Source organism: Spirochaetota bacterium (genome assembly GCA_004297825.1).
Taxonomy (GTDB): Bacteria; Spirochaetota; UBA4802; order UBA4802; family UBA5368; genus FW300-bin19.
The window spans coordinates 18,144-30,268 of sequence record SCSX01000004.1 but is presented as its reverse complement, the minus strand read 5'-3'; the positions used below and the strand labels follow the sequence as shown (position 1 = coordinate 30,268).

Genomic DNA, 12,125 nt, shown 5'->3' with positions numbered 1-12,125 from the left:
CTGTGGTTTTCGCAATAGAAATAGATTTAAAACCGCAATTCTGTTTCATTTAGGTGGATTAGACCTGTTTCCGGATTCCACACGATAGTCTGAAGCCCCGAATTAATTTTCGGGCGCCCGGAACATAGCCGGGAAAACCGTTCATATTTTTCATGCCCCGTTCGTATCCATTTTGGATGTTCACTCTTGCCCCGGAGGATACGGAATGCTTCGCACTTCTATAAACATGAGCCACATCGTCTTCGTGAATATCGCCCTTGCCGCGGCAAAGCTGAAAACAAGCCGCCAGGCTGTCGTCATCATGCTCCTGAAGCGCGTTTTGCGCGATATAGATCGGTTTCAGGGAGGGTTTACTTTGGTGAGGTATCAGCCCCGTGATCCCTGGAAGAGGTGGCATTGTTTTCCGATTCGCTTCAGGAAGAATGAGAATGAGTTCGCCTCGGATTTCCGTAAGTTGAGCCGGTTCTCGGTCTCGTATCTGGTAGCCATTGCGACGAAGCGCTACCTGCACGAGATGCTGGGCGATTCGGCCGGAAGGCATAATTATGTTCGGTTCCCCCATTATGCCATCGGCCAGAGGAGCACAGGGGGCATACTGTGCTGGGAATTCTACTGGGGGGACACCGAAAACCACCCTACAAGAGCCTCACCCACCAAAATACTCCGCCGCACGGCCTCACATTAAGCATCCCAGCTCCACACGCACACCAAACCAGGGGCGAGGTATGCCCATTTACGCCAATCTCCCCGGAAAACAATTCACACTCCTTTTAAACAATGCAACGAAAAGTGAATTCCGATTGACAAATATTAATCGCTGGATATGAATAAAAATTGCTGATCTCATCTAACGGCAAAAATAAAATCAAGCGAAGAGGTATTATGAAAAGCGAAAAGCGAAAAGCGAAAAGCATGGATTCTTGCTTTACCTTTATTTTTTCTACTAGCTATTGTGAGTTGTACTTCCTATAGCGTGAAGTATCCCGAACAACTTAAAAATACTACTATAGAATCAACGCTGATAATATCCCAGACCCCAGAGCCTGAAGTCACTACTGAATCTATGAATATGATTCAAAGTGCCATTTTTAATTCGACGTTTGCCCCTACAATTAAAGAATCTTACACGCAGGTAGATCTGAAGCAGCAGTTATTCGACGAATTTAAAAAAATCCAGCCGGATGTTCAGAAATATGTAAAAATCATTGTTGACGATGCAAAAGCGAAGAACATATCCCTGACGGCTACTTCGGCGCCCGAGGAAGAAGCAAAGGGCAATCCGTACTATGAGAATTTAAATTGCAAGGATATACAGGATAAAATAAAGACTAAGTATGTACTCTACATTAAAATCCTCAAATGGGGATATAGCGGTGGTTATGGCTCCTTCATAAATTTTTATGCTTCTATTCATGAGTGTGAAACTGGAAAAATGATTTGGGGAGAATATAGCGATTCTAAAGAAAATGCGATTTTATTCTCTAATACTGGTTTTACAAAGGAAAAAGCTATCGAGAGGTTAAAACCAACACTGGAGAAGGTGTCTTCGCTGGTAATAAAGAAAATACATGAAAAAGGTTGATTGCGGAATTTTTCATTCCACCAACTCCAAATAACAGGGAAACAGTAATTTGAAGACGGGGGTAGATGTGTATTTCTACCCTCTTTTATTTATCCCCCCCGGGAACCCCTGAATATTCCTTATACATTTCTCCGCTTGTTCCGATAGTCTAATCAGGCCGCGACAGGGGCGGGGAACGCCCTTGCAGCGGCGGAGAGTTCCACGGAGGGAGCCATGGCAAATCCGGTCAACGCGCTTGAAAAGGTACTTAACGAGGAGATTACGCTTTACACGAGCCTGTGCGCGCTCGAGGAGCGCAAGAGCGAGGCGATAATCGCGAAGGACGGCAAAGAGCTCGAAGAGGCCTCCGGCGCGCAGGAGGCGCTGCTCGTCCTGGTCGCGGGGCTCGAGGAGCGCCGCCTGAAGCTCATAGACGAATACGCGGAAAACAACCACCTTGACGACATGCCGCGCCGCATAACGCTCCGCGACATCGTGTTCCTGATGGACGAGGACTCGTCGCGCCGCCTCATGCGCCTGGGCATGGATTTAAAGAAGCTCCTGCTCCGGCTCCAATCGCTTCATGCGACGAACAGCACACTAATAGAAGACAACCTTAAATTTTTCAATACGCTGCTCTCGGGCATCCGGAGCAGCATGACCATCGAGACGGGATATTCCCGGCAGGGAGTCGAGAAGGCGCGCATCGCCGATTCGCTCCTGGTCAACAGAACCGTGTAACGGGGGACGTTATGAATTCGACCTTCATGGGGCTCGAAATAGGGAAGCGGGGGCTGTCGGCCCACCAGCAGGCGCTGCACGTGACCGGCCACAACATCTCGAACGCCGAGAACAAGGAATACTCGCGGCAGCGAGTCGTGATCACGAGCGCCGACCCGCTCTACACCCCGGCCCTCAACCGCGCGAACACCCCCGGGAGCATGGGGCAGGGCTCCCTGGTCCAGACCGTGGAGCGAATCCGCGACGAGTTCACCGACGACCGCATCGTCGCCGAGAAGGACGTGATGGGATACTGGAAGACCAAGAACGATTTCCTCTACCAGATAGAAAGCGTCTACAACGAGCCATCCGACCAGTCGCTGCGGACCAGGCTCGACGAGCTGTGGAAGGGATGGGAAGAGCTCTCGAAGTTCCCGGAGGAGCGCTCGACGCGCGAGGTGGTGGTTCACAAGGCGGTGAACCTCGCCAACGAGGTGAATCACCTCTACCGCCAGTTGGACGACCTGCAGCGAGACGCCAACAGGCAGGTGCAGCACCGTGTGGCGCAGATAAACACGTTCGCGCGCGATATACGCGACCTGAACGAGCGCATCATGAAGAGCGAGGCCGTGGGCGACAATCCCAACGATTTAAAGGACAAGCGCGACGCGCTCATCGAAAAACTCTCGGAGCTTGTGAACGTGAGCGTGGGCCGGAGCGACAAGGACGAAACCATCGTCTACATCGACGGGGAAAACCTGGTCCAGGGAGAGGTTGTGCGCCCGCTCGAGGCCGCGATCGATCCCCACAACAAGGGTTTCTTCAAGGTGCTCTGGAAGGATACCGGAACCGCGGTGAGCGTTAAGGGCGGCGAGCTCGCCGGGCTCATCGAGGTGCGCGATAAAATTCTGCGTCAGAATATCAACGACATGAACGCCTTCTCGATAAACCTGGCGGACCTCACCAACGAGGTGCACCGCGACGGCTTCGGCCGCAACGGGGAGACCAACATCGATTTCTTCCGCCACCTGACCGTGAGCGACAGCCCCGAGGGCAACCACGACCTGAACGGCGACGGTATCGACGACGTGAGCGCGATCTTCAAGGTGTCGGGCGCGAACAGGCTGGACGCCAGCGCGGCGATCGGCATCGCGGGGACGCTCACCTTCGTCGCGAACAGGGAGCCGGAGGCCGAGACGCAGATAAGCTACTCGGCGAACGACACGGTGAATTCGATCATCAAGCGGATCAACGACGCGCGGCTGGGCGTCGCTGCCTATGTGAACCACAACGGCCAGCTCTCCCTCAAGGCGACGACCGGCGGCGACGACGACCGCAAGAACTTCATGATCCGCCACCTCGAGGACTCGGGCCAGTTCCTCACGGGGTTTTCGGGCGTGCTCAAGCAGTCCGGGCCGCAGGGCGCGTTCGACTACCGGAGGACGGGCGACATCATGAAACTGCTGCCCTCGCGCGAGCACGTGACCATATCGCCCACATACAACCCGGCCGCCTACTTGGCGGTGAACGACGCCGTTATACGCAATATCGACAAGGTCGCCGCCTCGCAGGGAAAGGACCTGGGCGGGACGGGTGACGCGAACAAAACCAACGGGATCGGGGATGGCACGAACGCGCTCAGGATCGCGGGGCTTCGGCATAAGAACGCGATGGTGGACGTGAACGCGACCTTCAACGATTTCTACGTTTCGCTTATCGCGCGGGTGGGGACGCAGGGGGAAGAGGCGCAGGACAGGATCAAGAACCAGGAAACGCTGTTGAAAAACCTGGCCAATCTAAGGGAGTCCGTGTCCGGGGTGAGCCTGGACGAGGAGATGGCGAACATGGTCGCCTTCCAGCACGGTTACAACGCGGCCGCGCGGGTGATAAGCACCATGGACAAGATGCTCGAAACGATTCTCAGGCTGGGGGTATAGACAATGCAGCGCGTAACGAACCAGATGCTCAACAATACCATGCTGTATAACCTGAACCGGCAGACCGCCGACATGGACCGCACGCAGGACATGCTTTCCACGGGGAAGAACGTGCGCATCCCGCGCGACAACCCGATTGCCGCGACCAACCAGATGCTCTACCACACGCGCGCGACCGAGGTCGAGCAGTACATCCAGAACATTTCCGAATCGAAATCGAAGCTGGACGACGCGGACACCGCGCTGCAGTCGGTGCTGCGCATCTTCCAGCGCCTGCGGGTGCTCACGGTGCAGGGGGCGCACGGCATCTACTCGTCCTTCGAGAGAAAAGAGGCAGCCGCCACCGAGATCAACGAGCTCCTGGACGAGCTGGTTTCGATCGCCAACACGAAGGGCGCGTCGGGACGTCCCATTTTCGGCGGATTCCAGACGGGCACCGAGGAGATTCCCAACCCGTTCGTCGCCATCTACTCGACCATCACAGCCGGGCAGCAGGGAAATGCGATGACCGGGGTCGAGTACCGCGGCGATACGGGCCGGCTCCTGCGTGAGGTCGCGAAGGGTGAGTATATGGAGGTGAGCATCCCGGGCAACGAGGTGTTCTGGTCCTCCAACCAGGTGCTCACGTCCAACAAGGACGCGTCGACGTTCCAGGCAGGCACGAATCAGACCATAAAAATCGACGGCAGGGAAATATCCATAGCCGCCGGAGACAACCTGGACATCATCATCGACAAGATCAACGGCTCGGGCGTCGCGGCGCGCGCGAGCAAGGGTGGGAGGAACAACCTCATCCTGGAGACGACGGCCCCGCACCAGATATGGCTCGAAGACCAGGGGAGCGGCACGGTGCTCAAGGAGCTGGGCCTCATCAACACGAGCTTCCCCCATCCGCCCAACAATATCGATCCCACCGTGACTATTAACGGCATGTCGGTGTTCGAGATGGTGATCCAGCTCAGGGACGACCTGGTGCGCGGCGACCAGCAGCTCGTGGGCGGGCGCGACCTGGGCATGCTCGATATCGGCCTTGACAACGTGCTCAAGCATATCGCGTCCATAGGCGCGAAACAGAATCGCGTCGAGGAGCTCGAGAAGCGCTCCGAGTACGACAAGAGCACGGTGCTCGCGCTTCTCTCGAAGACCGAGGGGATCGATATCGCGGAAACCATCATGAATTTCAAATGGCTGGAAACGGTGCACCAGAACGCGCTGGCGGTGGGCGCGAAAACGATTCGCGCCACGTTGATGGATTTCCTGAGATAGAAATATTTCCGTGGGCCCGTATTCCGTAGAGACGCGATTAATCGCGTCTCTACGGAATACGGGCCGTCCGGGCCGATAAAGTTTTTCCTTGCATTCTGCGTACAAGTCAGGTACCATGTAAACTACGAGGAGCGGTGAGGTGAGTTTGAAAATCAAGACGCGTCCGTACGGTGAGGTTGAGATCGACGAGCGCCAGATCATGGAGTTCGAGCACGGCATCCTGGGCTTCGATTTCGTAAGGCGCTTCGCCATTCTCGATTCCACGGACAATTCCCCCTTCAAGTGGCTGCAGTCGCTCGATGAACCGGATCTCGCGTTCGTGATCATCCGGCCTATCGATTTCATGGCCGAATACAATCTCGTGATTTCTTCGAACGATCTCGAGGATCTGGGCGCCGAGGTCGTCGAGGACCTGCTGGTGTTCGCGATCGTGACCATACCCTCGAACCCCTCGGAAATGACCGCGAACCTGCAGGGGCCCATCCTCATCAACGCCAAGAACCGCCGCGGGAAACAGGCGATTTCTCAGAGCGACAAGTACAGGGTGAAGCACGGTATCCTGGAGGAGATAAAGAAGATGGCGGCGGACGGGGAATAAACCATGCTGGTACTCGCGCGGCGGCTGAACGAAAGCATAATCATAGGCGACGATATCGAGGTCGTCGTGATCGACATCAAGGGCGACCAGGTGAAGCTGGGCATACGCGCGCCCAAGCGCATCACCGTGCACCGCAAGGAGATCTACGAGGAGATTCAGCAGGAGAACATCGCCGCCATGAAGAGCGAATTCAAGCCGGAGACCCTGCGCAACCTTTCCGATTTCTTCTCGAGGGAAAAGAAGCCAGGCGACGCCGGCCCTCCCGGCGATAAAAGCGGTCCCGATGTCCCGCCCCGCAAGAAAGACAAATGAACGGAATGCCGGCCGTATTCGACGTCGCCATGTTCACGCAGCTCGCCGCGAGCTTCCTCGCGATTTTTGCGGTGCGTGAATGTTTCGCCCTGCGGGGCATCCTTCCCGGGAAGTACCTCTTCACCCCGCTCGTCACGCTTTCGGTAATACTCATCGCCCTCCTTGCCGGGCGTTCCGGCGGACTGGGATACTTCACCACCATGGTGCTCGTCGGTCTCCTCCTTTCGATGGTCGCCGATACGCTTCTCATGATCGAGGAAAGCGACCATTTCATACACGGGCTCGTCTTTTTCCTGCTCACGCACATCGCCTACATAGCGGCCTTCGCGCAGGGGTACGCGTTTAAAAACTGGCACTGGGTCCTCATGCTCGTGTTGGGGATGGGCGGCGGGGCCATTTACGCGAAGATCAAGTCGGCGTCATGGAAGCTCAATCTTGCCGTGGGGCTCTACGTGGCGATACTCGCATCCATGAGCTTTTACGCCTGGGCGTGGATTGACCGGCCCGGCACCACGCGCGCGGTCCTGCTCCCTGTTGCCGCGACGCTGTTCATGATATCGGACTCCATCCTGGCCGTGAACACCTTCGTAAAAAAGATCCCGCACAGCACCGTCTTCACCTGGACCTTTTACGCGCCGGCGCAGTTTTTGATCGCGGTAAGCTGCTTTTATTGAGTTTTCCGGGATGCGTACGTGTAATGATCTTGAAAGGCGTACGCTCTTATAGTAGGCCATGTTTTAATCCCCGTTCTCGGCAAAACCTTTATTTATTTGACTTTCCGACCAACATGTCGTCATATCAGCGTATAAAAACAACGTGCGGGATATCAGCATGAACAAATCTCTTGCCTGGATCATAGCCTTCATCGCCGCGGCAGCCTCCTTCGCGATCGCGTTTCTGATTTTTGCGCCGCGCCCCCATTTCAACTGGCTCGACTTCTATGACGGGAAGGTAGAGGTGCTCAAGGCGGATAAAACCGTCGAACCGGCCTCCATCAAGAAAAAACTTTACCGGGACGACTCCGTGAAAACCCATGAGAACTCGGTCGCCTACATACAGTGCGGTGCCGACGGTCTGATACAGCTCTTCGAGAATACCGAGCTCCGCCTGGACACGCTCCCGAATAGCCTTTCGTCGGCGGAAGACGCGACGGTCGTGGAGGTCATCAGGGGCGGCGCGAGTTTTTTCATCGAGAAGCTTACGGATAAAGGGAGCTTCCAGGCAAAAGTAGCGGGGGTGCGGGCCGCCGTGCGTGGTACGATGTTCCATTTCCAGGAGCGCGGCTCCTCACAGGTCGTGATGGTGAGCGAGGGCGCGGTTTCGGTGAAAAGCGATAAGGGCGCCTTCACGGAATTCACGGTTGAAGCGGGCAGGAAGGCAGAGATCGAGGGAAAGGAGGTGAAGGTCTCCGCGCTTGGGAAAGAGGACGAGAAATATTTCAAGAATCTTCGCGAGCTCCGCCCGGTCGCGGGCGTCTGGTGCGCGCCGCCGGAGCACCTTGAACGATACTTCCGCTGGCGCCTGGGCCTGAAAATGCCCGAACCGCAGAAAGGAAAGGCGGAGCCCGGCGCGAAGAAGCCCTTGGCCGGCGAGGAAAACGCGGACGATCCTGTGCCGGCGAGCGTACGCCTGCTCGTCACGCGTCTCACGGCCAACGGGGTGGACGAAGCCGAGGCCGAAACCGTCTCGCAAAAATTGTTCGGTGCCGTGGTCGCGGCGAAGGGGGCCGACAAGGTGCTCTACCGGGCGGCGGGCGAGCGGCGCAGCGCGAACCGGCTTCTGACGGGAAGGATCAGCAGGCTCGGGGCCACCCGCATCGTCGCGGTCAGCGTGGTGGACGGTCAGAGCGGCGGGGTACTGTACAGCAAGACCGTCGACTATAAGGAAGGCGAAAACGCCGACCGAAAGTTCGGCGCCGTCGCGGCGGAGATCAGCGCGCAGGGAGCCGTGTGGGAGTGACGGGCGCACGGGCGCGCGGATGGTTTTAATGGCGAAGAATATCGGACCACAGCCGTAAGCCTGGCCATGTCTGGGCGCGCGTTCGGTAATTAGGCCTTTGAGCGTTCCGCTGGATGTTCTGCTGCGCGAGCCGCGTGAAAATCACTTGCCTCCCGATTCATTCCGGTTTACCCTTTCGTTCTCACAGGAGGAATCCCCCGATGAAATCCATGTACCCATTGCTTGTCGCCGCGACGCTCGTGGCCGCGTTCGCCGCCCCCGCATATTCCTTCACCGACGCCGATTTACAAAACGCGCTCGCCGCGAACGAGGCGGAGACGCGCATGGCGGAATTCAAGGACAACCAGACCAATCTGAAATTGAAGCTCGAGGTCCTGGACGTAATCAATGGAAACCGCGCTAAAGAAAAGCTCGCGCCGCTCACGCTCGACATGCTGGCCTGCCGCGTGTCGAACAAGTCGGCGTTCGACGCGGTTGACGGCGGCTTTTCCGGGCACTGGAACCTGAAGGGGGAAAAGCCCTATCACCGCTACGCATTCGCCGGGGGGACGGAACACACGAGCGAGAACGCCGCAAAATATACCGGCATCGAGCTCGAGGGTCCCAAGAAATACGCCACAGTGCTCCAGGCCGCGGTGAAGGCACACGGGCTCATGTACGGCGAGAAAGCGCCCGATGACGGTCATCGCAGGAATATCCTGAATCCCTGGCACACGCACGTGGGGATAGGCTTCGCCTTCGACAATGAAAAGGGAATGTGCTACTACGAGCATTACCTGGACCGTTACCTGGAATTCGATGCGTTTTCGCCCAAGGCCGCGGCCGAGACCGAGGTCAAGCTCGCGGGAAGGGTTATCGCGGCGGATTACGGCCTCTACCACATGATCGTCTATTACGAACCGCCCCTCACGCCGATGTTCGTGGACGATATTAACAAGAAGCATTACTACGAGGATTTCAGCAAATCGGTCGCCGAGAACCTGCCCTACTGGAAACTGGGATACGATGACACGACGAAGCGCTTCCAGGTCGCGTTCAAGACCGGGAAGGCGGGACTTTATTATGTGCATCTTTATGTGAAGAAGGGTCATACCGGCAAGGAGCCGCAGGGGTCGATAAGCACAAAGGGACTCACGCCGGTTTCCGGCATCGTAATCCGAGTGGACTAGGGGATGCCCTGAGGGCCCGCTGTAAAGGGACGCCCGGCACGCCCCGGACGAAAAGCGGCGTGCGCCCGAGCCCGGTTATTACCTCCCGGCGGTCACCTGGGCGGCTGTCCGGCCTCCCGCCTGCTCAGCGCACCACGAGCGCGATACCGATGAAAAGCAGCATCACGTAGGTGAAGACCTTGAAGTGATTGTCCTTCACCCGGATCGCGGAGCCGATCGCAATTCCCGCGATGAGGCCGGGCGCAAGCAGGGCGGTCGAACGCATGGCTTCAACGGTCACGGCGCCCGCGGCTATGAGACCCGTAAGTATGATGGAATTCAGCACGATCCATACGAATGAGAGCGTGCCCCGCATGGACTCCTGCGAAGCGAACACCTTTCCGGCGTAATACACGATAAGCGGTCCGCCCGTCGCGAACAGCCCGTGGAAAATGCCGCCCGCGAACAGTACCGCGATGCCCGCCGGCGCCGGGAGCCGCCTGGGTTCGCGCTTTTCCGGCGCGGCCAGAAGGACAAGGTCCATCACCGATACGCAGATTATAAAGATTCCCAGGATCGTTTTAAGCAGCGTCTCGTCCGCGCGGCTGCGCAGGAGCATGCCGAGCGCGACGCCGGGAAGGACCGCGGGGCCGATACGCGTGAGCACGAGGCGCCACTCAATATGACGGAACCATCGCGCGAAGAGCCACAGGTTCTGTGCGAGCGCGAGGAGTACGAGCATCACCAGGAGCGTACTCACCGGGTAGATGTGCGCGCCCAGTCCGAAGGCGATCACGGTTGCTCCGAAACCGAGTATCGTTTCGGTGGTGTGCGCGAAGACGAGCACACAAATCATGACGAGTGCCTGCATTGTTATGCCGTGCTTGAAAAGAGGAATAGGAGATTGGGAGCTTTGACGAGATGAGGAGATAAAGGCAAGGATTTCATTCGTCTATTGAGCATCTATCCTTTATCTCATGAATCTCGTCAATTCCCACATCTCCCACCTTTACACACCTAAGCCTGCGTGACGCGGGCAGAGAGCTCTTTCTGCATGCGCGCGGCGTCCCCGGCGAACGTAAAATAATAGGCGAAGTACATGAGGAACGCAGCGAGCGCGCCGCCCACGGAGAGCCAGAGCACGGATTCCGCGATCCCGTAGGTCGCCACCACCAGGAAGTATATGAGGCTTGCGATAATGGAGCCCATCGAATCCGCCATGCGGCCTATTGAGAAGCCCACCGTGCGCACCTCGGGCAGGAGCACGGCCGACACCACGACGCGGGTGATGCTGTACATGAACTCGACCATGAAGGCGGTGAAAAACGCGATGACCATGTACGCGGCCGTGAAGCCGTAATCGATTCCAAAGATAAGGAATGTCATCACGATGAGGCCCGCCAGGACCGCGTGGCCGGTGACGAGCCGCATCTTCTCGCCCATGCGCTTGCCCATGCGGTCGCCCACTATCCCGCCGGTGATGCTCCCTGAGATGAAGCCGATAAGGCCGAGCAGGGACACCAGTATCGCCGTGCCCTCGGTGAGGCCGCGCACCTTTACGAAGAAGGTGACGGAAAAATTAACCAGCATGATCTTGGGGAAGCCCATGAGGATGAGGTTCACGATGTCGACCGCGATGGTGGGTATGCCGAACTGCCGCATCGCCACGCTGATCGTGAACGCGCCCTCGCTTTTTTTCCTGATCACATCCTCGGAAACGTCGCTCAGGGCCTTTTCCGTCCGGCCGCGCACCGGTTCGTCCAGCGTGAACCAGATCGTGATGCTCGCGATTATCCCGAGCACCCCGAAACCCCAGTAGGCGATGCGCCAGCCGATATCGGGCACGTTGTCGGCGAGGAGACTGAATGCAACCAGCGAGAAGATGAGGCCCGAGTACGCCATGCCGCGCAGGACACCGAACGCCTTCCCGCGCTTCTGGACCGGAAAGATGTCCGAGAGTACGGAGTTGGTCTGACCCTCCATGGCGCATGCGCCCACGTTCGCGATCATGGTGACCACGAAGAAGAAGGCGAAGTCCTGCGAAAAGCCCGTAATGATCGAGCCAATCGCCGCGAGGAGCGTGGACCCGGCGAGGATCTCCCTGCGGCGGAAGCGGTCGGCAAGTATGCCCCAGAGAAACACGCTCACGGTCTCGACCCCGCGCTTGACGGCGGTAATTGAGCCCAGGGCGCTGTCGGCGAGATTGAGGGTGGCCTGGATGGACACGTACATGGTGTTGAGTATCTGCGGCTCGGTGAAATCGATGCACTGGGCGAAGGCCATCGTCCGGATGGCTTTTTTACCCTTCGCGACCTGTTCCGGTGTTTCGGTTTTTCCGTCGGGCATGGCGGGATCTCCTGCAGTTTTTATATCGTCTAACGGTCGTGGCGCGCGGCGCGAGCCGGTTGTCCGGTAAACTATAAAACTTCGGGTATTAAATCAAGCATTTTAATGAACATAGTTCATCGGCCCCCGTTCCGCCGCCGTGCCGGCACCGCACCTGGGCGCGGTGGTGATCCACGGAAACCGGCGAGGGGCTCCCGCGGGGTGCATATATGCCCGTACCGGTCCGGACAAGGGATTTTTGGCCGCGGATTTTCACGGATTTGCGCGGATAGACTTTT

Annotated in this window: 12 protein-coding genes; 10 read left to right on the top strand and 2 right to left on the bottom strand. The window is 57.5% G+C overall.

Annotated elements, in window-relative coordinates:
• Positions 1 to 205 precede the first annotated feature (205 nt).
• The 10 genes from EPN93_00440 (at position 206) to EPN93_00395 (ending at position 9,522) form a co-directional block, all read left to right on the top strand.
• A complete protein-coding gene (locus EPN93_00440; protein ID TAL39890.1) occupies positions 206 to 685 on the top strand; it encodes a hypothetical protein in 480 nt (159 codons plus the stop codon).
• A gap of 288 nt (positions 686 to 973) precedes the next feature.
• Positions 974 to 1,582 (top strand): hypothetical protein, encoded by a 609-nt coding sequence (locus tag EPN93_00435; GenBank protein ID TAL39889.1) that lies wholly within the window; start codon positions 974 to 976, stop codon positions 1,580 to 1,582.
• A gap of 213 nt (positions 1,583 to 1,795) precedes the next feature.
• On the top strand, positions 1,796 to 2,302 hold the full coding sequence (locus tag EPN93_00430) for a flagellar protein FlgN (GenBank protein ID TAL39888.1): 507 nt from the start codon (positions 1,796 to 1,798) through the stop codon (positions 2,300 to 2,302).
• An 11-nt stretch (positions 2,303 to 2,313) separates the two neighbouring features.
• Entirely contained in the window at positions 2,314 to 4,218 is a 1,905-nt protein-coding gene (gene flgK, locus EPN93_00425) for a flagellar hook-associated protein FlgK (protein ID TAL39887.1), read from the top strand.
• A gap of 3 nt (positions 4,219 to 4,221) precedes the next feature.
• Positions 4,222 to 5,484: a flagellar hook-associated protein 3 gene (locus EPN93_00420; GenBank protein TAL39886.1), complete on the top strand. Its 1,263-nt coding sequence runs from the start codon at positions 4,222 to 4,224 to the stop codon at positions 5,482 to 5,484.
• Between the two features lie 145 nt (positions 5,485 to 5,629).
• Positions 5,630 to 6,082: a flagellar assembly protein FliW gene (locus EPN93_00415; protein TAL39891.1), complete on the top strand. Its 453-nt coding sequence runs from the start codon at positions 5,630 to 5,632 to the stop codon at positions 6,080 to 6,082.
• A 3-nt stretch (positions 6,083 to 6,085) separates the two neighbouring features.
• On the top strand, positions 6,086 to 6,394 hold the full coding sequence (gene csrA / locus EPN93_00410) for a carbon storage regulator (GenBank protein TAL39885.1): 309 nt from the start codon (positions 6,086 to 6,088) through the stop codon (positions 6,392 to 6,394).
• Positions 6,391 to 7,068: a lysoplasmalogenase gene (locus EPN93_00405; protein TAL39884.1), complete on the top strand. Its 678-nt coding sequence runs from the start codon at positions 6,391 to 6,393 to the stop codon at positions 7,066 to 7,068. The genes csrA and EPN93_00405 overlap by 4 nt, the downstream gene beginning before the upstream one ends.
• Positions 7,069 to 7,225: 157 nt before the next feature.
• Positions 7,226 to 8,353: a hypothetical protein gene (locus EPN93_00400; protein TAL39883.1), complete on the top strand. Its 1,128-nt coding sequence runs from the start codon at positions 7,226 to 7,228 to the stop codon at positions 8,351 to 8,353.
• A gap of 113 nt (positions 8,354 to 8,466) precedes the next feature.
• Positions 8,467 to 9,522 carry a CAP domain-containing protein gene (locus EPN93_00395; GenBank protein TAL39882.1) on the top strand — a complete coding sequence of 352 codons (1,056 nt, stop codon included), beginning with the start codon at positions 8,467 to 8,469 and terminating at the stop codon, positions 9,520 to 9,522.
• A gap of 124 nt (positions 9,523 to 9,646) precedes the next feature.
• On the opposite strand, the gene EPN93_00390 is transcribed toward EPN93_00395, so the two are convergent.
• Together EPN93_00390 and EPN93_00385 are read right to left on the bottom strand one after the other, a co-directional pair.
• Entirely contained in the window at positions 9,647 to 10,372 is a 726-nt protein-coding gene (locus tag EPN93_00390) for a sulfite exporter TauE/SafE family protein (protein ID TAL39881.1), read from the bottom strand.
• 146 nt (positions 10,373 to 10,518) lie between these two features.
• Positions 10,519 to 11,847: an MFS transporter gene (locus EPN93_00385; GenBank protein TAL39880.1), complete on the bottom strand. Its 1,329-nt coding sequence runs from the start codon at positions 11,845 to 11,847 to the stop codon at positions 10,519 to 10,521.
• Between the last annotated feature and the right edge of the window lie 278 nt (positions 11,848 to 12,125).